This window comes from Mycobacterium riyadhense (genome assembly GCF_963853645.1).
Taxonomy (GTDB): domain Bacteria; phylum Actinomycetota; class Actinomycetes; order Mycobacteriales; family Mycobacteriaceae; genus Mycobacterium; species Mycobacterium riyadhense.
In genome coordinates, this window is sequence record NZ_OY970456.1 from 1,423,633 (window position 1) to 1,447,047 (window position 23,415).

The 23,415-nt window shown below is 65.2% G+C and carries 19 protein-coding genes and 2 pseudogenes; 19 read left to right on the forward strand and 2 right to left on the reverse strand.

Annotated elements, in window-relative coordinates; genetic code table 11:
• Positions 1-27: 27 nt before the first annotated feature.
• Positions 28-1,404, reverse strand: a complete 1,377-nt coding sequence (locus AADZ78_RS06400; protein ID WP_085249833.1) for an NAD(P)/FAD-dependent oxidoreductase — start codon at positions 1,402-1,404, stop codon at positions 28-30.
• Between the two features lie 52 nt (positions 1,405-1,456).
• On the opposite strand from AADZ78_RS06400, the gene AADZ78_RS06405 reads away from it, so the two are divergent.
• The 16 genes and pseudogenes from AADZ78_RS06405 (at position 1,457) to AADZ78_RS06480 (ending at position 19,782) form a co-directional block, all read left to right on the forward strand.
• Positions 1,457-2,941 carry an APC family permease gene (locus AADZ78_RS06405; RefSeq protein WP_085249832.1) on the forward strand — a complete coding sequence of 495 codons (1,485 nt, stop codon included), beginning with the start codon at positions 1,457-1,459 and terminating at the stop codon, positions 2,939-2,941.
• Positions 2,942-3,052: 111 nt separating this feature from the next.
• Positions 3,053-4,306, forward strand: coding sequence for an alkane 1-monooxygenase (locus AADZ78_RS06410; RefSeq protein WP_085249831.1), 1,254 nt, complete (start codon positions 3,053-3,055; stop codon positions 4,304-4,306).
• Positions 4,303-4,479: a rubredoxin gene (locus AADZ78_RS06415; protein WP_085249830.1), complete on the forward strand. Its 177-nt coding sequence runs from the start codon at positions 4,303-4,305 to the stop codon at positions 4,477-4,479. Before AADZ78_RS06410 ends, AADZ78_RS06415 begins: the two co-directional genes overlap by 4 nt.
• On the forward strand, positions 4,476-4,664 hold the full coding sequence (locus AADZ78_RS06420; protein WP_085249829.1) for a rubredoxin: 189 nt from the start codon (positions 4,476-4,478) through the stop codon (positions 4,662-4,664). Before AADZ78_RS06415 ends, AADZ78_RS06420 begins: the two co-directional genes overlap by 4 nt.
• Positions 4,661-5,296, forward strand: a complete 636-nt coding sequence (locus tag AADZ78_RS06425) for a TetR family transcriptional regulator (protein WP_139828607.1) — start codon at positions 4,661-4,663, stop codon at positions 5,294-5,296. Before AADZ78_RS06420 ends, AADZ78_RS06425 begins: the two co-directional genes overlap by 4 nt.
• A 134-nt stretch (positions 5,297-5,430) precedes the next feature.
• On the forward strand, positions 5,431-6,909 hold the full coding sequence (ahcY, locus tag AADZ78_RS06430; protein ID WP_085249843.1) for an adenosylhomocysteinase: 1,479 nt from the start codon (positions 5,431-5,433) through the stop codon (positions 6,907-6,909).
• 30 nt (positions 6,910-6,939) lie between these two features.
• Entirely contained in the window at positions 6,940-7,584 is a 645-nt protein-coding gene (locus AADZ78_RS06435; RefSeq protein ID WP_085249827.1) for a dTMP kinase, read from the forward strand.
• Between the two features lie 69 nt (positions 7,585-7,653).
• Positions 7,654-8,340, forward strand: a complete 687-nt coding sequence (gene mtrA / locus AADZ78_RS06440) for a two-component system response regulator MtrA (RefSeq protein WP_085249826.1) — start codon at positions 7,654-7,656, stop codon at positions 8,338-8,340.
• Positions 8,341-8,353: 13 nt separating this feature from the next.
• Positions 8,354-10,030, forward strand: coding sequence for an MtrAB system histidine kinase MtrB (gene mtrB, locus AADZ78_RS06445; protein WP_085249825.1), 1,677 nt, complete (start codon positions 8,354-8,356; stop codon positions 10,028-10,030).
• Positions 10,030-11,787 carry an MtrAB system accessory lipoprotein LpqB gene (gene lpqB, locus AADZ78_RS06450; protein WP_169726260.1) on the forward strand — a complete coding sequence of 586 codons (1,758 nt, stop codon included), beginning with the start codon at positions 10,030-10,032 and terminating at the stop codon, positions 11,785-11,787. The genes mtrB and lpqB overlap by 1 nt, the downstream gene beginning before the upstream one ends.
• 33 nt (positions 11,788-11,820) lie before the next feature.
• The gene (locus AADZ78_RS06455; RefSeq protein WP_085249824.1) at positions 11,821-12,651 is read left to right on the forward strand and encodes an LmeA family phospholipid-binding protein; all 831 of its coding nucleotides are present in this window, start codon (positions 11,821-11,823) and stop codon (positions 12,649-12,651) included.
• A gap of 38 nt (positions 12,652-12,689) precedes the next feature.
• The gene (locus AADZ78_RS06460; protein ID WP_085249823.1) at positions 12,690-13,331 is read left to right on the forward strand and encodes a ComF family protein; all 642 of its coding nucleotides are present in this window, start codon (positions 12,690-12,692) and stop codon (positions 13,329-13,331) included.
• A gap of 289 nt (positions 13,332-13,620) precedes the next feature.
• A complete protein-coding gene (gene hpf, locus AADZ78_RS06465) occupies positions 13,621-14,322 on the forward strand; it encodes a ribosome hibernation-promoting factor, HPF/YfiA family (RefSeq protein WP_139828609.1) in 702 nt (233 codons plus the stop codon).
• Between the two features lie 202 nt (positions 14,323-14,524).
• The gene (gene secA, locus AADZ78_RS06470) at positions 14,525-17,362 is read left to right on the forward strand and encodes a preprotein translocase subunit SecA (RefSeq protein ID WP_085249821.1); all 2,838 of its coding nucleotides are present in this window, start codon (positions 14,525-14,527) and stop codon (positions 17,360-17,362) included.
• A 252-nt stretch (positions 17,363-17,614) separates the two neighbouring features.
• A pseudogene (locus tag AADZ78_RS06475) lies at positions 17,615-17,866 on the forward strand (methyltransferase family protein); the annotation flags it as partial.
• Between the two features lie 149 nt (positions 17,867-18,015).
• Complete coding sequence (locus tag AADZ78_RS06480; RefSeq protein WP_239655096.1) at positions 18,016-19,782, forward strand: IS1634 family transposase; 1,767 nt, start codon at positions 18,016-18,018, stop codon at positions 19,780-19,782.
• A gap of 96 nt (positions 19,783-19,878) precedes the next feature.
• Here AADZ78_RS06480 and AADZ78_RS06485 read toward each other — a convergent pair whose 3' ends face one another.
• Entirely contained in the window at positions 19,879-20,418 is a 540-nt protein-coding gene (locus AADZ78_RS06485) for an Rv3235 family protein (RefSeq protein WP_139828641.1), read from the reverse strand.
• A gap of 180 nt (positions 20,419-20,598) precedes the next feature.
• Between AADZ78_RS06485 and AADZ78_RS06490 the strand changes: the two genes are divergently transcribed.
• The 3 genes and pseudogenes from AADZ78_RS06490 to AADZ78_RS06500 all read left to right on the forward strand — a co-directional run bounded on the left by AADZ78_RS06490 (position 20,599) and on the right by AADZ78_RS06500 (position 23,382).
• The gene (locus tag AADZ78_RS06490) at positions 20,599-22,008 is read left to right on the forward strand and encodes a WS/DGAT/MGAT family O-acyltransferase (protein ID WP_085250059.1); all 1,410 of its coding nucleotides are present in this window, start codon (positions 20,599-20,601) and stop codon (positions 22,006-22,008) included.
• Between the two features lie 40 nt (positions 22,009-22,048).
• Positions 22,049-22,885 (forward strand): annotated as a pseudogene (gene ppk2, locus AADZ78_RS06495) (polyphosphate kinase 2).
• Entirely contained in the window at positions 22,882-23,382 is a 501-nt protein-coding gene (locus AADZ78_RS06500) for a DUF6912 family protein (protein ID WP_085250058.1), read from the forward strand. Before ppk2 ends, AADZ78_RS06500 begins: the two are co-directional and overlap by 4 nt.
• The last annotated feature ends 33 nt before the right edge of the window (positions 23,383-23,415 follow it).

Genomic DNA, 23,415 nt, shown 5'->3' on the forward strand with positions numbered 1-23,415 from the left:
CCGCAGACTACCCAGTGCTTGCGGGGTTCAGCCCGAGCGCCGCCTCATGACGGCGCGGCGCACATAGTTCGCGATGGCACGGCCGACCAGCAGCGGCGACGGCACCATGTAAAGGCTGTCGAGTAGGGAGAACCGGCGCAGGAACCACTCGGCCAGCGCCGGCTCGGTTTCGGCTTCCTCGAGGAACTGGTCGAACAACGCGCCGAAAGGTCGCCACCAAATGGGTGCCGGACTGGCCGTCGCATTGTGGAAGCTGACGTCGCCAATGCCGTTGCTCATCCACACCGGGTATGTGGTTCTAGCGGTCGCCCGATTGAGCTTGCCGGCCAGTTTGCGGTCCGGAAACTCCAGTGCCCGTCGCAGATGACCGGCCTGCAGCGAGGTCATGGTCATGCCCTGCCCGTAGGTGGGGTTGAAGCTGGCCACCGCATCACCGACGGCAACGATCCCGGCCGGAAAGCGGCGCACCCTGTCATAGCGGCGCCACCTACTCACCGGATAGGCGTGGCGTGCCGGGTTTCCGACGGGCTCGGCCTGTTTCAGGGCAACGCCGAAACGCGCCGGCAGCAACTCGGCGGCAAGGGCGCGCATGTCATCGAACGTCGGCGGCGGCTTGGCATTGGCAACCCCGAATGCGGTCAAAACCCAGGTGTCGTCCTCGTTGCGCAGGATGCCGATCCCATACGACCGGTCATGCGAAGCGCCCGCGATGACGATGTTCTCGTCGAGCGAGCCTTCGGGTAGGCGGAACTTCTGGGTGGCGTAGGTGATGCCGACGTCCACCGTCTGTTCGGTTGGGCGCCGGTATCCCCACTGCGCCAACCACACCGGCAAGCGAGTGCCTCGTCCCGCGGCGTCGACGACCAGATCGGCAGCGATGAATTCCGGGAATTCCTGGTCGCCGCCGACCGAATCCAGCAGCACGCCCGTCACCCGTCGCTGCCCCCGCTCGAACCTCGGTTCGGCGACGGAGCGCCGCACGATCTCGACATTGCCGATCTCGAGCACCCGTCGTCGCAGCTGCCATTCCAGATGTGGCCGGCTGGGCACATACGCATTGAATTCCTTGCGCAGGGTGCGCCCAGTGCCCAGGACATGGCCGGCAGCGCCCAAATAGACGCGTTGCGGCTCCGTCCGCAGCATCGGCACGCCCGCGGCCACCATGTCGTTCAGCAAGCCGGGAAAAAGGCTCTCGAACTCGTTGGCCCCGCGCGTCATCAACATATGCAGGTGCCGGTCCTGGGGGACCGTGGCGCGGCTGGCCGGTCCGCTCGGCAGCTGGTCGCGCTCAAAAACCGTCACCCGCGAATAGCAGTCCGACAGCACCCGCGCGGCGCAGAGCCCTGCGATGCTGGCTCCGATGACGACCGCGTGGTCCCTGGTGTCGTCGCGTCGGCCGCGCATCCTCGGGAGGTTACTCGGTACTGTGCGGTCACAACGAGTGGGAGGACGGGTGATGGCCGGTCGATGGCGCACGAAATCGGTAGAGCAATCGATCGCCGACACCGATGAACCGACCACCCGGCTACGCAAGGACCTCACCTGGTGGGACCTGGTGGTTTTCGGTGTCTCGGTGGTGATCGGGGCCGGCATCTTCACGGTTACCGCGTCGACAACGGGTGACATCACCGGCCCGGCCATTTGGGTGTCGTTTCTGATCGCCGCGGGCACCTGCGCGCTGGCGGCGCTGTGCTACGCCGAATTCGCTTCGACGCTGCCGGTGGCCGGTAGCGCGTATACGTTCTCCTATGCCACCTTTGGCGAGTTCCTCGCCTGGGTGATCGGCTGGAATTTGGTGCTGGAATTGGCAATTGGCGCCGCGGTGGTGGCCAAAGGCTGGTCCAGCTACTTGGGCACGGTGTTCGGATTTGCCGGTGGCACAGCCCATCTCGGGTCGTTCAGCCTTGACTGGGGTGCATTGCTGATCGTCGCGCTGGTGGCGACCCTGTGCGCGCTGGGCACCAAGCTGTCATCGAGGTTTTCCGCGGTGGTGACGGGGATCAAGGTGTCGGTGGTGGTGTTAGTGGTGATCGTCGGCGCCTTCTACATCAAGGCCGAAAACTACTCGCCCTTCATTCCCAAACCCGAAGCCGGACACCACGATGGAGGGCTCGACCAGTCCGTCTTGTCGCTGCTGACCGGCGCGCCGGGCAGCCATTACGGCTGGTACGGCGTGTTGGCCGGGGCATCGATCGTGTTCTTCGCGTTCATCGGGTTCGACATCGTGGCCACCATGGCCGAGGAGACCAAGGACCCGCAGCGCAACGTCCCGAAGGGAATTTTGGCGTCGCTGGGGGTCGTCACCCTGCTCTACGTCGCGGTTTCGGTCGTGTTGTCCGGCATGGTCTCCTACACCCAGTTGCGTACCGTCCCGGGTGGTGGCTCGACAAACCTGGCGACCGCGTTCAAGGCAAACGGGTTGTACTGGGCCAGCGGCATCATCTCCGTCGGGGCGCTGGCGGGTCTGACCACCGTGGTGATGGTGCTGATCCTCGGGCAGTGCCGGGTCTTGTTCGCGATGGCCCGAGACGGGCTGTTGCCCCAGCAACTGGCCAGGACCGGTTCGCGCGGCACCCCCGTCCGGATCACCGTGTTGGTCGCGGTAGTGGTGGCCGCGACCGCGTCGGTGTTCCCGATAACCAAGCTCGAAGAGATGGTCAATGTCGGCACCCTGTTTGCATTCGTTCTGGTGTCCGCCGGCGTGATCGTCCTGCGCAGGATGCGGCCGGACCTGCAGCGCGGGTTCCGGGCTCCCTGGGTGCCGCTGCTTCCGATCGCCTCGGTGGTTGCGTGCCTCTGGCTGATGCTGAATCTGACGGCGTTGACCTGGATCCGGTTCGGCGTCTGGCTGTTGCTCGGAACCGCGATCTATGTCGGCTACGGGCGCCGGCACTCGGTGCAGGGCCGGCGGGAGACTCAGGAGCTCGTACAAGACAAATAACTCATGTTTGGCCAATAGGTATACAAATTGCCATCTATTGTCTAGACAGGAGACGGAGATGGCGGTATTGTCCAACCTCGACGTGGTGTGACTCACAAGGAGGTTTGGCCTATGACCACACAGATCCGGTCCGAAACGGTCCAAGAAGATCAGGTACCCGCCCCCGAACCCGAATGGCGCGACAAGAAGCGCTACCTGTGGCTCATGGGACTGATCCCGCCGACGGCGTTGTTCGTGATGCTGCCGATCACTTGGGGGCTCAACCAACTCGGCTGGCATGCCGCCGCGCAGGTGCCGTTGTGGATCGGGCCGATCCTGCTTTACATCCTGTTGCCGCTGCTCGACCTGCGCTTCGGACCCGACGGGCAGAACCCGCCCGACGAGGTGATGGCGCGGCTGGAGAACGACAAGTACTACCGGTACTGCACCTACGTCTACATCCCGTTCCAATACCTCAGCGTGGTCCTGGGTGCCTATCTGTTCACCGCATCCAATCTCAGCTGGCTCGGCTTTGACGGCGGGTTGAGCTGGGCAGGGAAACTCGGTGTGGCGCTATCGATCGGCGTGCTCGGCGGCGTCGGCATCAACACCGCGCACGAGATGGGGCACAAGAAGGAGTCGCTGGAGCGCTGGCTGTCCAAGATCACCTTGGCGCAGACCTGGTACGGGCACTTCTACATCGAGCACAACCGCGGTCACCACGTTCGGGTGTCCACCCCCGAGGACCCGGCGTCGGCCCGGTTCGGCGAGACCTTCTGGGAGTTCCTGCCTCGCAGCGTGTTTGGCAGCCTGCGCTCGTCGGTTCGGCTGGAGGCCCAGCGGCTGCGCCGAGCAGGCGTCAGCCCCTGGAATCCGAAGACATATCCGCGCAACGACGTGCTCAACGCCTGGGCGATGTCGGTGGTGCTGTGGGGCGTGCTGATCGCGGCGTTCGGCCCGAGTCTGATCCCGTTCGTGATCGTCCAGGCGGTCTTCGGCTTCTGCCTGCTTGAAGCCGTCAACTACCTCGAGCACTACGGACTGCTGCGGCAGAAGAACGCAAACGGCCGCTACGAGCGCTGCGCCCCGGTACACAGCTGGAACTCCGACCACATCGTCACCAACCTGTTCCTGTACCACCTGCAGCGGCACAGCGACCATCACGCCAACCCGACTCGCCGCTACCAGACGCTGCGCAGCATGGACGGCTCGCCCAATCTGCCCAGCGGGTACGCGTCGATGATCGGCCTGACCTACTTCCCTCCGCTGTGGCGCAAGGTGATGGACCACCGGGTGCTCGAGCACTACGACGGCGACATCACCAGGGTCAACGTGCAGCCGCGGCTGCGCGGGAAGATCCTGGCCAAGTACGGGCAAGCCGCATGACTGCCTCCTACCAGTGCCCGATCTGTGACTACGTCTACGACGAGGCCAAAGGTGATCCCAGGGAAGGCTTTCCAGCCGGAACCGGCTGGGATCAGATTCCCGATGACTGGTGCTGTCCGGACTGCGCTGTCCGCGAGAAGGTCGATTTCGAGAAGATTGGAGCGAACCGATGACTGACCCTGATTACAAGCTGTACCAATGCGTCCAGTGCGGCTTCGAGTATGACGAGGCGCTGGGCTGGCCGGAGGACGGCATCGCGCCCGGCACCCGCTGGGCCGACATTCCCGAGGACTGGAGCTGCCCGGACTGCGGCGCGGCCAAGTCGGACTTCGTGATGGTGGAGGTTGCTCGCTCATGACCGCCCCGAACACTACAGTCGCGCCTATGAAGCGGGTTCCTTATGCCGAAGCGTCGCGTGCCCTGCTGCGTGACTCGGTACTCGACGCGATGCGGGATCTGCTGCTGACCCGGGACTGGTCGGCGATCACGCTGTCCGATGTCGCTCGCGCCGCGGGCATCAGCCGGCAGACCATCTACAACGAATTCGGTTCCCGCCAGGGGCTCGCCCAGGGCTACGCGCTGCGCCTGGCCGATCGCTTGGTCGACGCCGTGCACGCCGCCCTGGACGCCAACGTGGGCAACGTCTACGAATCGTTCCTACAGGGTTTTCGCACGTTCTTCACAGAGACGGCGGCCGACCCACTGGTGATCTCGCTGCTGACCGGGGTCGCCAAGCCCGATCTGCTGCAACTCATCACCACCGACAGCGCGCCGATCATCACCCGCGCGTCGGCCCGGCTGGCAACGGCATTCACCCAAACGTGGGTTGCCACCAGCGACGACGACGCCAATGTGCTGTCGCGGGCGATCGTGCGGCTGTGCTTGAGCTACGTGTCGATGCCACCGGAGGCCGACCACGACGTGGCGGCGGACTTGGCCCGATTGATGACGCCGTTCGCGGAGCGGCACGGCGTCAATATTGTCCCCTGAGAGGTTCGCTGAACGGTCCTGACCTGCGGGGCTTACAGCGAGGCGACTAAAGTGGCGCTCGAGCGTATCGAGGCGAAGTAGCCCGCTCGGACCTTTGAGCCCCAGTGAGCCCCGTAGTAAGGATGAAACACGTAATGACGACAACCGAAATCTCGCTAGCCCCAGACGTTCGTAACGGCATCGACTTCAAGATCGCCGACCTGTCACTAGCGGAATTCGGCCGCAAAGAACTCCGGATCGCCGAGCACGAGATGCCCGGCCTGATGTCGCTACGCCGCGAGTACGCCGAGGTGCAACCCCTCAAGGGGGCCCGGATCTCGGGTTCGCTGCACATGACCGTCCAGACCGCCGTGTTGATCGAAACCCTCACGGCGCTGGGCGCCGAAGTCCGCTGGGCGTCGTGCAACATCTTCTCGACCCAGGACCATGCGGCGGCGGCCGTCGTCGTCGGCCCGTACGGCACTCCCGAGGAGCCCAAGGGTGTCCCGGTCTTCGCCTGGAAGGGCGAGACGCTGGAGGAGTACTGGTGGGCCGCCGAGCAGATGCTCACCTGGCCCGACCCGGACAAGCCGGCCAACATGATCCTCGACGACGGCGGTGACGCCACCATGCTGGTGCTGCGCGGCATGCAGTACGAGAAGGCCGGTGTGGTGCCGCCCGCCGAAGAGGACGACTCCGCGGAGTGGAAGGTGTTCCTCAACCTGCTGCGGACCCGCTTCGAGACCGACAAGGGCAAGTGGACCAAGATCGCCGAGTCCGTCCAGGGCGTCACCGAGGAGACCACAACCGGCGTGCTGCGGCTCTACCAATTCGCCGCCGCCGGAGATCTGGCCTTCCCGGCGATCAACGTCAACGACTCGGTGACCAAGTCCAAGTTCGACAACAAGTACGGCACCCGGCACTCGCTGATCGACGGCATCAACCGCGGCACCGACGCGCTGATCGGTGGCAAGAAGGTCCTCATCTGTGGCTACGGCGACGTCGGCAAGGGCTGTGCGGAGGCGATGAAGGGTCAGGGCGCGCGCGTCGCCGTGACCGAGATCGACCCGATCAACGCGCTGCAGGCGATGATGGAGGGCTTCGACGTGGTCACCGTCGAGGAGGCCATCGGCGACGCCGACATCGTGGTGACCGCGACCGGCAACAAAGACATCATCATGCTTGAGCACATCAAGCAGATGAAGGATCACTCGATCCTGGGCAATATCGGCCACTTCGACAATGAGATCGACATGGCCGGCCTGGAGCGCTCGGGGGCGACCCGGACCAACGTCAAGCCGCAGGTGGACCTGTGGACCTTCAAGGAGACCGGTCGCTCGATCATCGTGCTGTCCGAAGGCCGGCTGCTGAACCTGGGCAACGCCACCGGGCACCCGTCGTTCGTGATGAGCAACAGCTTCGCCAACCAGACGATCGCCCAGATCGAGCTGTGGACCAAGAACGACGAGTACGACAACGAGGTATACCGGCTGCCCAAGCACCTTGACGAGAAGGTGGCCCGCATCCACGTCGAGGCCCTCGGCGGTCATCTGACCAAGCTGACCAAGGAGCAGGCCGAATACCTCGGTGTCGACGTCGAGGGCCCTTACAAGCCGGATCACTACCGCTACTGAGGGTTGGCGCTTGCCCGCTAGGCTCGCGCGGTGCTGATCGCAATCGAAGGCGTCGACGGCTCCGGCAAGCGAACGTTGACCGAAGGCCTGCGCAAGGCGTTCGAGGACGTGGGCAAGTCGGTGGCCACGCTAGCTTTCCCGCGATACGGGCAATCGGTAACCGCCGACGTCGCGGCCGAGGCGCTGCATGGTAAACACGGTGACCTCGCTTCGTCGGTGTATGCGATGGCGATGCTGTTCGCGCTCGACCGGGCCGGCGCGATCACCGAGATCGAACGCTTACAAGGCGATCACGACGTGGTGATCCTGGATCGCTACGTGGCCTCCAACGCCGCCTACAGCGCGGCGCGTCTGCACCAGGATGCTGACGGCGAGGTGGTGGCCTGGGTGCAGCAGCTCGAATACCGGAGGTTGGGTCTGCCCGCACCCGACTGGCAAGTGCTGCTCGCGGTGCCCGCCGAACTCGCCGAGCAGCGGGCCCGCAACCGGGCGGAAAGTGATCCCGGCCGGGCGCGCGACAGCTACGAACGCGACGACGAACTGCAGCGGCGCACCGGGGCGGCGTACCTCGGATTGGCCGCGGCCGGCTGGGGCGGACGATGGTTGGTCGTCGACGCCGACGTCGATCCGGGCGGCCTGGCCGCGACTTTGATGGCCCCAAATGGGCGAATTTGAGAGTATTTGCCCTTCTTGACCAAGAAACGCCCGTGTGGCGCCCCAGTTTTATCCCGAACTGGTGACACCATGGACAGCATGAGGCAAAGGATTTTAGTCGTCGACGACGACGCTTCGCTGGCCGAGATGCTCACCATCGTGTTGCGTGGGGAGGGTTTCGACACCGCGGTTATCGGCGACGGTACTCAAGCCCTGACCGCAGTGCGCGAGCTGCGCCCCGACCTGGTGCTGTTGGATTTGATGTTGCCCGGTATGAACGGCATCGACGTGTGCCGGGTGCTGCGCGCCGATTCCGGCGTTCCGATCGTGATGCTGACGGCCAAGACCGACACCGTGGACGTGGTGCTGGGACTGGAGTCGGGCGCCGACGACTACATCATGAAGCCGTTCAAGCCCAAGGAGCTGGTCGCGCGGGTGCGCGCGCGGCTGCGCCGCAACGACGACGAGCCCGCCGAGATGCTGTCCATCGCCGACGTCGACATCGATGTGCCAGCGCACAAGGTCACCCGCAATGGCGAGCAGATCCCATTGACACCGCTGGAGTTCGACCTGTTAGTGGCATTGGCGCGCAAACCCCGCCAGGTGTTTACTCGTGATGTGCTGCTCGAACAGGTGTGGGGATACCGGCACCCGGCGGACACCCGCCTGGTGAACGTACATGTCCAGCGTCTGCGGGCCAAGGTCGAGAAAGACCCGGAGAACCCGACCGTAGTGTTGACCGTTCGAGGAGTGGGATACAAGGCCGGACCTCCGTGATCCGGGAGGTCCATTGATTTGGGGCTCGCGGCGACGTAGCCGGGGTCGTTGGGGGCGCTCGGGCCCCATGACGCGCGGCTTGAGTGCATTGAGTCGAGCCGTAGCGATTGCCTGGCGTCGGTCCTTGCAATTGCGGGTAGTGGCATTGACGCTCGGACTCTCGCTGGCCGTGATCCTGGCGCTCGGCTTTGTGCTGACCAGCCAGGTCACCAACCGGGTGCTCGACATCAAGGTCAAGGCCGCAATCGACCAGATCGAGCGGGCGCGCACCACCGTCAGTGGGATCGTCAACGGCGAGGAGACGCGCTCGCTCGACAGTAGCCTCCAGCTCGCACGCAACACCCTGACGTCGAAATCCGACCCGGCCTCCGGCGCCGGCCTGGCCGGTGTGTTCGACGCGGTACTGATGGTGCCCGGGGACGGGCCGCGCGCCGCGTCTAGTGCCGGACCCGTCGACCAGGTGCCCAATGCATTGCGGGGCTTCGTCAAGGCCGGGCAGGCGGCTTACCAGTACGCCACGGTGCACACCGACGGTTTCTCGGGGCCGGCGCTGATCGTCGGTACCCCGACGTCGTCCCGGGTGACCAATCTGGAGCTGTACCTCATTTTTCCTCTGGTCAACGAGCAGGCCACGATCGCACTGGTGCGCGGCACCATGGCCACCGGCGGTCTGGTGCTGCTTGTCCTGCTCGCTGGTATCGCCCTGCTGGTATCGCGCCAAGTCGTGGTGCCAGTGCGGTCGGCATCCCGTATCGCCGAACGGTTCGCCGAGGGCCACCTTTCCGAGCGCATGCCGGTGCGCGGTGAAGATGACATGGCCCGGCTGGCGGTCTCGTTCAACGACATGGCCGAAAGCCTGTCCCGGCAAATCACTCAGCTCGAAGAGTTTGGCAACCTGCAGCGCCGCTTCACTTCCGACGTCAGCCACGAACTGCGCACGCCGCTGACCACGGTGCGGATGGCCGCCGACTTGATCTACGACCACAGCGCCGACCTCGACCCGACGCTGCGGCGCTCCACCGAGCTGATGGTCAGCGAGCTGGATCGGTTCGAGACGCTGCTCAACGACCTGCTGGAGATCTCGCGCCACGACGCCGGCGTGGCCGAGTTGTCCGTCGAGGCGGTCGACCTGCGCGCGACCGTCAATAACGCTCTGGGCAACGTGGGCCACCTGGCCGAGGAGGCGGGTATCGAGTTGCTGGTTGACATGCCGCCGGGGGAGGTGATCGCCGAGGTCGATGCGCGCCGGGTGGAACGGATCCTGCGCAATCTGATCGCGAACGCCATCGACCACGCCGAGCACAAACCGGTGCGGATCCGGATGGCCGCTGACGAAGACACGGTCGCCGTGACGGTCCGCGACTACGGGGTCGGGCTGCGGCCCGGTGAGGAGAAGCTGGTGTTCAGCCGGTTCTGGCGTTCGGATCCGTCACGGGTGCGGCGCTCCGGCGGCACCGGGCTGGGTCTGGCGATCAGCATCGAGGACGCGCGACTGCACCAGGGCCGACTGGAGGCATGGGGAGAGCCCGGCGAAGGTGCGTGCTTCCGGTTGACGCTTCCCCTGGTCCGCGGCCACAAGGTGACTACCAGCCCGCTGCCCATGAAACCAATACCGCAGCCGACACAGCCGACTGCGCCGGACCACGATGAGCGTCAGCGCCCACGTGAGCATGCCGAGTGGAGCGGGTGATGAGGCGGCTCCTGGCTCTGATCTGCGCGGCCCTGTTGCTCGGTGGCTGCGCCAGCGTGCCTAGCTCGTCGGCGCCCCAAGCCATCGGTACCGTGGAGCGACCGGCACCGTCGAACCTGCCCAAGCCGACCCCCGGCATGGACCCTGACGTACTGTTGCGGGAATTCCTCAAGGCCACAGCCGATCCCGCGAACCGGCATCTGGCCGCGCGCCAGTTCCTCACCCAATCGGCATCGAACGCCTGGGACGACGCCGGCAGCGCACTGCTGATCGACCACGTGGTGTTCGTCGAAACCCGTGGCGCCGACCGGGTTTCGGCGACCATGCGGGCCGACATCCTGGGCTCGCTGTCCGACGTGGGGGTGTTCGAGACCGCCGAAGGCCAGCTGCCAGACCCGGGCCCGATCGAGCTGGTCAAGACATCCGGCGGCTGGCGCATTGACCGGCTTCCTAACGGGGTTTTCCTGGACTGGCAGCAGTTTCAGGCGACCTACAAGCGCAACACCCTGTACTTCGCCGACCCGACCGGCAAGACCGTCGTCCCCGATCCGCGCTATGTGGCGGTGTCCGACCACGATCAGCTGGCCACGGAGCTGGTCTCCAAGCTGCTGGCCGGTCCACGTCCGGAGATGGCGCACACGGTGCGTAATCTGCTGGCTCCGCCGTTGCGGTTACGCGGTCCGGTGACCCGGGCCGACGGCGGCAAGAGCGGAATCGGCAAAGGCTACGGCGGCGCGCGCATCGATCTGGAGAAGCTGTCCACCACCGACCCACACAGTAGGCAATTGCTTGCCGCGCAGATCATTTGGACACTGGCCCGCGCCGACATCAGAGGGCCGTACGTGATCAACGCCGACGGCGCCCCGCTGGAGGACAGGTTCGCCGAAGGGTGGACCACCTCCGACGTCGCCGCCACCGACCCCGGTGTCGCCGACGGTGCCGGTGCGGGGCTGCATGCCCTGGTAAACGGGTCTCTGGTAGCGCTGGACGGACAGCGCATCACCACTGTGCCCGGAGCCTTCGGGCGGATGGGGGACCAGACGGGCGCCGCGCTCTCGCGCAACGGGCGCCAGGTGGCTTCGGTGGTGACGTTGCGGCGCGGCGCCCCGGATATGGCGGCGTCCCTGTGGATCGGCGATCTCGGCGGCGAGGCGGTCCAGTCCGCAGACGGGCACAACCTGTCGCGGCCGAGTTGGTCGCTGGACGATGCGGTCTGGGTGGTGGTCGATGCCAACAACGTGCTGCGAGCGATTCAAGAAACGGCGTCCGGACAACCTGCGCGGATCCCCGTGGATTCCACCGCGGTCTCCAGCCGCTTCCCCGGGCCCATCACCGACCTGCAGCTGTCCCGGGATGGGACACGTGCCGCGATGGTGATCGCTGGCCAGGTGATCCTGGCCAGTGTCGAGCAGACCCAGGCCGGCCAGTTCGCCCTGACCTACCCGCGGCGGCTGGGTTTCGGGCTGGGCACCTCGGTGGTGTCGCTGTACTGGCGAACCGGGGACGACATCGTGGTGACCCGCAATGACGCCACCCATCCGGTGTCGTACGTCAACCTCGACGGGGTGAACTCCGACGCGCCGTCTCGCGGTTTGCAGATCCCGCTTTTCGCCATAGCGGCCAACCCGTCGACGGTGTATGTCTCCGGCCCCCAAGGGATCGTGATGTACTCGGCGTCGGCCGCCGAAAACCAGCAGAGCTGGTCGGAGGTGGCGGGGCTGATGATCGCCGGGGCGGCGCCGGTGTTGCCGGGGTAATCCGGCTACCCTCGCACTGAGGAGGCGCCTCGGATGTTTCCCAAACTTCCCCGGTTGCGTTGGGACGACGCCTTCCGTGCGTTGGACGTCCTGGGCTCGTTGTGGCAGTCCACCGGAATGCCGTCGGTCAGTGCCGGTGCGGCCCAGGCGGTTTCGATGCCGTACCGGACCTTGTTCATCACCCTGCAGCAACTGCTCGTCGGCAAGGAGGTCACGGTACGCATCGGCGCCCACGATGTGCTGCTCACCGTCACCGAGCTGGACTCCGCGCTGGACCCCCAAGGATTGCCGGTGGGCCAGCTGGGTGACGTCCGGGTGGCCGCTCGCGACATCAGGTGGGATCAACACCGCCTGCAAAGCGCCGTCGCCGTGCTGCGCAACGTGCACATCCGCCCCGGCGTACCGCCGCTGGTGGTGGCGGCTCCGGTGGAGCTGTCGTCGGCGTTGCCGGCAGCGGTGTTCGACGACGTGCTGCGACAGGCGGCGCCGCAGCTGCGCAGCGAATTGCGGGAGGACGGCACGGCAAGACTCAGCTGGGCGCGCCGACCCGATTGGGCCGGTCTCGAAGTGGACGCCGATGTGGTCGGGACGACGTTATGGCTGCGACCCCGTGCCGTGATCACCGGGCAACGGCGGTGGCGGCTGCCGTCGCGGACCCCCGCATATCAGGTGCCGCTGCCTGAGCTACCGCGCGGGCTACTGATCACCGGCGTCGAGCTCGGCTCGGATTCCCTTCGCCTGTCGGCGCTGCTGCCGGAGTGGCGTATGGACTTGCCGCTGCGGCATCTCGAAGACCTCATCACCCGGCTGAGCCAGGGTGCACTCAGTTTCAGCTGGCCATCGCTGCTGGGCGGATCAGACTGAGGCGCCGCGTTGTCACCCTCGGCGGCAACACTGCAGACGTGCTCGACCTCATCCTCCCCTTGGCATGCGGCGGCTGCGGAGCGCCGTCGACGCGCTGGTGCCACACCTGCGCCGAGGAACTGTCGGTGGACACCGGTGAGCCGCGCGTGGTGACTCCCCGCATCGACCCGCAGGTGCCGGTGTTCGCGCTCGGCCGCTATGTCGGCGCTCGCCGCCAGGCGATCCTGGCGATGAAGGAGCGCGGCCGCCGCGACCTCGTCGTGCCGCTGGCGCGCGCCTTAGCAGTCGGTGTACATCGGCTGCTGTGCTGGGGCATGGTCGAGACCCCACTGACGATCGTGCCCGCACCGACCCGACGCTCGGCAGCGCGACGGCGCGGCGGCGACCCGATCACCCGCATCGCAACGACGGCAGTCGCAATCCATCCGCAGATCACCGTTGTGCGGGCACTGCGAATGCGAGCGCTGGCCCGCGATTCGGCCGGGCTTAACACATCGGATCGCGAGCGAAACATCGCAGGCCGGGTACTGCTGCGCGTGCGGCGGCCGGGCAGGGATATCGGCGAAGTGCTGATCGTCGACGACATCGTCACTACCGGGGCCACGGCACGCGAATCGGTTCGGGTCCTGCAAGACGCCGGCATGCGGGTCGCCGCCGTCCTTGCGATCGCCGCGGCATGAGAAGAATCTGCGTGAATCAAAGAAGTTGCCAAGAGAACGTGAAGAACTCGAAACAGGTGTGCCAAATTGGTGGCACGGCAAGGCGAACACGAGCTAACGTCGGAACCAACCTTCATGCAGCACCCGCAGGTAGGGGGTGAGTAATCGATATCTTGCTCCGGCGGGCAGCGTGCGGCGGTGACACCTTCAAAACCGCGCTAACCCCGTCGGCGCCTATCTGATTGCCGGACACGCAGGACGCGTGTGACGTGGAAAGAGAAACGAGTTGTCACGTATGTCAAGGCTTACCGTGGATTCCGATCAGATTCTGGACCCAGCGTCGGCTGGAACCGGCGAACAGGGCGAACCGACTGCGCACGCTGAGATCGTGTTCAAGGGCCGTAACGTCGAGATTCCTGACCACTTCCGCACTTACGTTTCGCAAAAACTCGCCCGTTGCGAGCGGTTCGACCGAACGATCTACCTGTTCGACGTCGAGCTCGACCATGAACGCAACCGTCGCCAACGCAAGTCCTGTCAACGCGTCGAGATCACCGCTCGCGGGCGCGGGCCGGTTGTCCGCGGAGAGGCGTGCGCCGACAGCTTCTACGCCGCCCTTGAGTCCGCGGTCGTCAAACTGGAAAGCCGCCTGCGCCGCGGCAAGGATCGGCGCAAAGTGCACTATGGCGACAAGACTCCCGTCTCGCTGGCCGAGGCCACGGCGGTGGTGCCGCCGCCGGAAAAGGCCTTTAACACCCACGAGGCCGAGCCACACGACCACCCCTCCGTAAAGAGCGTCGAAGTCGGACTCAACCATCAGAAAGACCACGAGCCCGGTCGGATCGTTCGAACCAAGGAACACCCGGCAAAGCCGATGTCGGTCGACGATGCGCTGTACGAGATGGAGCTTGTCGGACACGATTTCTTCCTGTTCCACGACAAGGACACCGACCGGCCGTCCGTGGTCTACCGTCGGCATGCCTATGACTATGGCTTGATCAGGCTGGCTTGAGCTCGGCTTGATAAAAGGCCCAAATCGGGGCATCACCTCGTCCGATGGTCGCGACCCGCTGCGCCCGGCTCCGCCGCGCTGGCGGTCGCGACCTAGCCACTTGGTCGCGACCCGCTGCGCCCGGCTCCGCCGCGCTGGCGGTCGCTCCTAAGATGGGGGTCGCCTGATAGAAGAAGACGCCTACACAGACGGGGACATAGCTGTGCTGTCGAAGTTGCTGCGCCTTGGTGAAGGTCGCATGGTCAAGCGCCTCAAAAAGGTGGCCGACTATGTCAACACGCTGTCTGATGACGTCGAGAAACTCACCGACGCCGAGCTGAGAGCCAAGACCGACGAGTTCAAAAAGCGCCTCGAGGACGGCGAAGACCTCGATGACCTGCTGCCCGAAGCGTTCGCGGTGGCCCGCGAGGCCGCGTGGCGGGTGCTCGACCAGCGGCCCTTCGATGTCCAGGTGATGGGCGCGGCCGCGTTGCACCTGGGCAACGTCGCCGAGATGAAGACCGGTGAGGGGAAGACCCTGACCTGCGTGCTGCCCGCCTACCTCAACGCGCTGGCCGGCAAGGGTGTGCACGTCGTCACCGTCAACGACTACCTGGCCAAACGCGACAGTGAGTGGATGGGTCGCGTGCACCGCTTCCTCGGACTGGACGTGGGCGTCATCCTTGCGCAGATGACACCCGACCAGCGTCGTCTCGCCTACAACGCCGACATCACCTATGGCACCAACAATGAGTTCGGCTTCGACTACCTGCGCGACAACATGGCGCACTCGCTCGAAGAGTTGGTGCAGCGCGGACACAACTACGCGATCGTCGACGAGGTCGACTCGATTCTGATCGACGAGGCCCGCACCCCGCTGATCATTTCCGGTCCGGCCGACGGCGCCTCCAACTGGTACACCGAGTTCGCTCGGCTGGCACCGCTGATGGAAAAGGACACGCACTACGAGGTCGACCTGCGCAAGCGCACCGTCGGCGTGCACGAGAAGGGCGTGGAGTTCGTCGAGGACCAGCTCGGCATCGACAACCTCTATGAGGCCACCAACTCCCCGCTGGTCAGCTACCTCAACAACGCGCTGAAAGCCAAGGAGCTGTTCAACCGCGACAAGGACTACATCGTCCGTGACGGCGAGGTGCTCATCGTCGACGAGTTCACCGGCCGCGTGCTGATCGGCCGCCGCTACAACGAGGGCATGCACCAGGCCATCGAGGCCAAGGAGCACGTCGAGATCAAAGCCGAAAACCAGACGCTGGCCACCATCACGCTGCAGAACTACTTCCGGCTCTACGACAAGCTCGCCGGCATGACCGGCACCGCCCAGACCGAGGCCGCCGAGCTGCACGAGATCTACAAGCTGGGTGTGGTCAGCATCCCGACCAACATGCCGATGATCCGCGAAGACCAGTCCGACCTCATCTACAAGACCGAGGAAGCCAAGTACATCGCGGTGGTCGACGATGTCGCCGAGCGCTTCGAGAAGGGTCAACCGGTGCTGATCGGCACCACCAGCGTGGAGCGCTCGGAGTACCTGTCGCGGCAGTTCACCAAGCGGCGCATCCCGCACAACGTGCTCAACGCCAAGTACCACGAGCAAGAGGCGACCATCATCGCGGTGGCGGGCCGCCGGGGCGGCATCACGGTCGCCACCAACATGGCCGGCCGCGGCACCGACATAGTGTTGGGCGGCAACGTCGACTTCCTCACCGACAAGCGGCTTCGCGAGCGCGGCCTGGACCCGGTGGAGACGCCCGAGGAGTACGAGCAGGCCTGGCACGAGGAATTGCCGATCGTGAAGGGGGAGGCCAGTAAAGAGGCCGCGGAAGTCATCGAGGCCGGCGGCCTGTACGTGCTGGGCACCGAACGGCACGAGTCGCGGCGCATCGACAACCAGCTGCGTGGCCGGTCGGGACGCCAAGGTGACCCGGGGGAGTCGCGCTTTTATCTGTCGCTGGGCGACGAGCTGATGCGCCGGTTCAATGGCGCGGCCCTAGAGACTTTGTTGACGAGGCTGAACCTGCCCGACGACGTGCCGATCGAAGCCAAGATGGTCACCCGGGCGATCAAGAGTGCCCAGACCCAGGTGGAGCAGCAGAACTTCGAGGTCCGCAAGAACGTCCTCAAGTACGACGAGGTGATGAATCAGCAGCGCAAGGTGATCTACGCCGAACGGCGCCGCATTCTCGAAGGCGAGAACCTCAAGGATCAGGCCATGGACATGGTCCGCGACGTCGTCACCGCGTACGTCGACGGTGCCACCCGCGAAGGTTATGCCGAGGACTGGGACCTGGAGGCATTGTGGACGGCGCTCAAGACGCTGTATCCGGTTGAGATCCAGCACGAGGACTTGACGCGTCAGGACGTCGACTCCGAGCGGGACGAGCTCACCCGCGACGAGCTACTCGACGCGCTGCTCAAAGACGCCGAACGTGCCTATGTCGCAAGGGAAGCCGAGCTCGATGAAATCGGTGGCGAGGGCGCGATGCGCCAGCTGGAACGCAACGTATTGCTCAACGTCATCGACCGCAAGTGGCGCGAGCATCTCTATGAGATGGACTACCTCAAGGAGGGCATCGGGCTGCGTGCGATGGCGCAGCGCGATCCGTTGGTCGAGTACCAACGCGAGGGGTACGACATGTTCATGGCCATGCTCGACGGCATGAAGGAGGAATCGGTCGGCTTCCTGTTCAACGTCACGGTCGAGGCGGTTCCGCCGCCGCAGGTCGAGGTTGCCCCCGTCGCGGAGCCCGAAGATTTGGCCGAATTCGCAGCCGCCGCGGCGGCTGCTGCGCAGCAAGCCGGCCCTGGGCCCGCGCGGCAAGAGGCGCCGAGTACGTTGCGCGCCAAGGGCATTGAGAGTGAAGCGCCCGCCCTGACCTATTCCGGGCCGTCCGAGGACGGCTCGGCGCAGGTGCAACGCAACGGCGGCGCTGCAAAGCCGCCGGCAGGGGTGCCGGCCGGCGCCAGCCGGCGCGAACGGCGCGAGGCCGCGCGGCGGCAAGGCCGCGGCACCAAGCCGCCGAAATCGGTGAAGAAGCGCTAGAACCGCACGGCGACAACTACCCGCGGCTTTTAGTCACATCCGCCGCATTGGCCTCTGCCGTGGGCGATGCTGTTCTTGCCCACTGTAGTGTCCTCTCCCCCGAGACCTGTGTGGCCCGTGTGGGCAAACGTGACTTCGCGGTATTTGAGGCATAAGCCCCATGCGTCGGGGCATCGGATGCGTGAATCATCCAGGTATGACGACATCGCGCACCCCCTACGACGCCGCCAAGGCGATCCTGAAAACCCCACCCTGCTCTACCGGCTGGTCCGTCACCCGATCATGCTCGGATTCATCGTCGCCTTCTGGGCGGCGCCGACGATGACCGCGGGACATCTGCTGTTCGCGATCGCTACCACGGCCTACATCCTGATCGCTCTACAGCTGGAAGAACACGACCTCGTCGCCGCGCTGGGCAACCAATACCGCGACTACCGCCGCGAGGTGCCGATGCTGGTTCCGCTGCCACGCCGGCACTCGACCGAAACAGTTGGCCAGCTCTAACCCGAAGTTGCGTCGGGTGAGATGGCGAATTTGGCGGTTGAGCTGGGATCTGTGTGGGTTTGGGGCCTGGATATGTAGCCAGTGAATGTGGCGTGTTGATGACGCATATTGGTGAATTTGCCTGGTAGTATCCGGTTATGGTGAAGCCGATGCGAATGCATGTAGCCCGAACACCGAGCAGGTACGTGGACAAGGCCGGCAACGTGCACCGCTACGAGTCGGTGCTGGTGCGCCGCACCTACCGCGAGGGCAAGAAGGTCCGCCACGAGACCCTGGCCAATCTGTCCAAGCTGCCCGCGGAGGCGATCGCCGCGATCGAGGCAACGCTGAAGGGGCAGGCACTGGTACCCGCCGAGGCGGCGTGCACCATCACTCGCTCGCTGCCGCACGGGCATGTGGCCGCGGTCGCCGCGATGGCCCGCCGATTGGGGTTTCCGGGCCTGTTGGGCCCGGCCTGCCGATCTCGGGACCTGGTGCTGGGGTTGATTATCTCGCGGGTGATCCGCCCGGCCTCCAAACTGTCCACGCTGTCGCGATGGGCCGATTGCACCCTGGGGCCCGACCTGGCGGTGGCAGATGCGTCTACCGATGAGGTGTATGCCGCGATGGACTGGTTGGCCAATCGCCAGGACGCAATCGAGAAGAAGCTAGCCGCCAAACACCTTGGGCCAGAGGCGAACCCAAGCCGGATGGCGTTGTTTGATCTGACCAGCTCGTGGGTGACCGGGCGGTGCTGTGAGCTGGCCGCCTATGGCTATTCCCGCGACGGCAAGAAGGGCCTGCCGCAGATTGAATACGGGGTGCTCACCGACCCGGCCGGGCGCCCGGTGGCGGTACGGGTAGTGCCCGGGGACACCGCCGACCCGGTCGCGTTCAGCGACATCGTCGAGGTGATCCGCGACCGCTTCGGGTTGACCCGGCTGGTGCTGGTCGGCGATCGCGGCATGATCACCTCCGCGCGCATCGACGCGCTGCGCAAGCTCAACGACAGCCCCGACACCGCAACGGCTTTCGGGTGGATCACGGCGCTACGCGCCCCGGATATCGCCACACTGGCCGCCGAGCAGGGACCGCTGCAAATGAGCCTGTTCGACACCCAAGACCTCGCCGAGATCAGCCACCCCGACTACCCGGGGGAACGGTTGATCGCTTGCCGCAACCCCGCCCTGGCCACCGAGCGGGCCCGCAAACGCAACGAACTGCTGGCCGCCACCGACGCCGACCTGGCCGCCATCGCCGCCCGGGTGGCATCCGGGCGCCTGCGCGGAGCGGGCAAAATCGGCGAGGCCATCGGCCGGGTAATCGCCAAACGCAAAGTAGGCAAGCACTTTCGCCGCGAGATCACCGACACCACCTTCACCTACCACCGCGACCAGGCCGCCATCGATGCCGAAGCCGCCCTCGATGGCATCTACGTGCTACGCACACCGGTACCCGCCACCGAACTCGATCCGACCGCGGTCGTAGAAAGCTACAAGAACCTGGCCCACGTCGAACGCGACTTCCGCAACATCAAAACCGACGACCTGGATCTACGACCCATTCACCACCGCCTCGACGAGCGCGTCCGCGCCCACGTACTGATCTGCCTGCTAGCCTGCTACCTCATCTGGCACCTGCGCAAAGCCTGGGCGCCACTGACCTTCACCGACGAACACCCACCCACCCGCGACAACCCCGTCGCCCCCGCGCAACGCTCACCGCAGGCCCAAGCCAAGGCCTCCACCCAACACGACGCCAACGGCAACCCGCTACGCAGCTTCCGCGGCCTACTCGACCACCTAGCGACCCTGACCCGCAACGACATTCACTACCACGGCACCAACGCCACGGTGCCCACCTTGGCCGAACCCACCCCCGATCAACGCCGCGCCTTCGACCTCATCGGCACCCCGATCCCACTAACCGCAGCGTAGCCAGAACCACCACCCCAACAAGACCAGCAAAACCCCAGGTCAACTAGAAATCCACTCACCCATAACGCCGCAACTTCGGTCTAACCTTCAACACCGTCAACCGATGTGCAGCGCGACCACCAGCCATCGCGTTCGGTCGCCAGCGGGCACCCGTTCCACCCGGCAGGCGATCGCGTGGATCCGGTCCCCGCGGCTGTAGGTGCCGAAAACTTCGGCGGCGGTGTCGGGCGCATCGCGTCCGACCGGCTGAAGCCGCATGCGACGCAGTGTCGCCACGCCTTGGGGTGGGGACACCGCCCGGCTGACCGAGAGCACGGAGTCGACCAGGCTGGGCGCCAGCAGCGAGCGCAGCTGAGTTGCCGGGCGGCGACGGTCGATGACTTCCAGGACTCGGCGCAACGCGGCGTCAGCGAACATCGCCGCCTGGCGCATCGGCACGGACATGACCGCCGCTGTCGAGGCCGCGGGCGGCCTGCCGGAAAGTCTCGTTGGCGCACTCGGCGTATGCGGCCGCGACGACGCGTGGGATGATTGCCGACATCGCGGGACGTTTCGCGTCGGGGGCTCATAGTCGGCGACGGGTATGACGGTGAAGGTGTCGCGGCGGGGTGAGCCCACTATGGGACCAGTGGTCAACGGGCACTCTCCAACTTCGAACGATGGAACCAAATCGACAACGTGAGACGGGAAGGCTGCTGGAGAGTGGCAGACGATTGTTGTTCAGTGTTTTCTGACTGCGGGACATCATCGCACAACTGAGGCTGGCGTGTTTTCGCCCCAGTAAAGGCATGAATTGACAAGGAGGACAAGGCCGTAATGGTGACCCGGTTGTCCCCGGCGGACGCGTCCTTCTATCGACTGGAGAACACCGCCACCCCAATGTATGTGGGAGCGCTGTCGATCCTGCGTCGACCACGCGCCGGCTTGAGTTACGAGACGCTGCTGGCCACGGTCGAACAGCGGCTACCACAGATACCTCGCTACCGACAGAAGGTGCGCGAGGTGAAGATCGGCCTGGCCAGGCCGGTGTGGATCGACGATCCCGACTTCGACATCACCTATCACGTCAGGCGGTCGGCACTGCCCTCGCCGGGCAGTGACGAGCAACTCCACGAGCTGATCGCCCGGCTGGCCGCACGGCCGCTGGACAAATCACGGCCGCTGTGGGAGATGTACCTCGTCGAAGGCCTGGCAAAGAATCGCATCGCCCTCTACACCAAGTCGCATCAGGCGTTGATCAACGGTGTGACGGCGCTGGCGATCGGCCACGTCATTGCCGATCGCACCCAACGTCCACCGGTGTTTCCCGAAGACATCTGGATACCGGAACGCGACCCCGGCAACACTCGGTTGGTACTGGGCGCCATCGGCGACTGGGCGATGGGGCCCGGTGCCCAGCTGCAGGCGCTCGGCGCCACAATGGCCGGGCTGGCAACGAACTACGGCCAACTCGTCGAAGCCGGCCGCCGGTTTGTCGACGTTGCCCGCACGGTGGCGCGCGGCACCGCGCCCAATAGCCCGCTCAATGCCCCGGTTTCGCGTAATCGGCGGTTCACGGTTGCCAGCGGACGGCTCGAGGATTACCGGACGGTGCGGGCGCGTTATGACTGCGACGTCAATGACGTGGTGCTGGCAGTGGTTACCGGCGCGTTGCGCAATTGGCTGCTGTCGCGCGGTGAAGCCGTGGCGCCGACGGCGACGGTGCGGGCGATGGCGCCGCTGTCGGTCTACACCGATGACCAACTCGACTCGGTCGGCCCCGGTCAAGCGATGAGCCAGGTGACGCCGTTCCTGGTCGACCTACCGGTCGGGGAGGGAAACGCCGTAGTGCGGCTCTCCCAGATCGCGCACGCCACCGAATCGAACCCGACGGCCGCCAGCCTGGTCGACGCCCGGACCATCGTCACGTTGTCAGGTTTTGCGCCAGCCACCTTGCATGCCATGGGTGTCAAGGTCGCCACTAGCTTCTCGGCGCGGCAATTCAACCTATTGATCACCAACGCCCCGGGTGCTCAGTCGCAGATGTTCATCGCCGGCACCAAATTACTAGAGACCTACGCGGTGCCACCGCTGCTGCACAATCAAGCGCTGGCCATCAGCGTGACGTCCTATAACGGCATGCTGTATTTCGGAATCAACGCCGACCGAGACGCGATGAGTGACGTCGACCTGTTGCCGAGCCTACTGACGCAATCATTGGAAGAGCTTCTCGAAGGTTCTCGGTAGTGCGGGGTCAAAACCGCCGCGTGGCGATAACATCCGTTGAGTGACCACGGCGAAGAAAAAGAAATCCAGTGCGCCAGCCGTGCGTAAGATCCCCGACGATGTCTATGAAGCCGAATTGTTCCGGCTGCAAACAGAATTCGTCAAGCTCCAGGAGTGGGTGCGGGCTTCCGGTGCGCGCGTCGTCGTCATCTTCGAGGGTCGCGACGCGGCGGGCAAGGGTGGCGCCATCAAGCGCATCACCGAATACCTCAGCCCCCGCATCGCCCATATCGCCGCATTGCCGGTACCCACCGATCGAGAGCGCGGGCAGTGGTACTACCAGCGGTATATCGCACACCTACCCGCCAAGGGTGAGATCGTGTTGTTCGACCGGTCGTGGTACAACCGCGCCGGGATCGAGAAAGTCATGGGATTTTGTACGCCGCAAGAGTATGTGCTGTTTTTGCGGCAGACTCCGATCTTCGAACAGATGCTGATCGACGACGGGATCCTGTTGCGCAAATACTGGTTTTCGGTCTCCGACACCGAACAGCTGCGCCGGTTCAAGGCCAGGCTCAACGACCCGGTCCGGCAATGAAAACTCAGCCCGATGGACCTGGAATCGGTGTATCGATGGGAGGACTATTCGCGGGCCAAGGACGAGATGATGGTGCACACCGATACTCCCAATAGCCCGTGGTACGTCGTCGAATCCGATATCAAGAAGCACGCGCGGTTGAACATGATGGCCCACCTGCTATCCACGATCGACTATCGCGACGTCGAGAAGCCGGAGGTCAAGTTGCCCGAAAGGCCGGTCGTGAGCGGTAACTACCAACGGCCGCCCCGTGAGTTGTCGACCTACGTCGACGACTATGCGGCCACGTTGATCACATGACGCAGGTCTACATCCCGGCCACCCTGGCCATGTTGCAGCAGCTCGTTGCGGACGGTTCGCTGTGGCCGGTCAACGGCACCGCATTCGCGGTGACACCCACATTGCGCGAGGCCTACGCCGAGGGAGACAACGACGAGCTCGCCGAGGTGGCGCTCTATGAGGCGGCGCTGGCGTCGCTGCGTCTGCTCGCGGCCGACACGGGTGAGATGGCACTGCCGCGACGCGCGGTGCTAGCCGCCGAGGTCGACGACGTCAAGTACCGCCCCGACCTTGACGACGCCGTCGTCCGATTGGGCGGGCCTGTTGCAATGGATCAGGTCATCGCTGCGTATGTCGACAACGTCGGCGCGGAGCCGGCCGTGACGGCGGCGATCGCGGTCATTGATGCCGCCGACCTTGGTGACGAGGACGCCGAGCTGGTCGTCGGTGACGCCCAGGACCACGACCTGGCCTGGTACGCGAACCAGGAGCTGCCATTTTTGCTTGAGCTGCTCTAGCTCGCCTTAGAGTTCGCCGAATGTGACGCATTC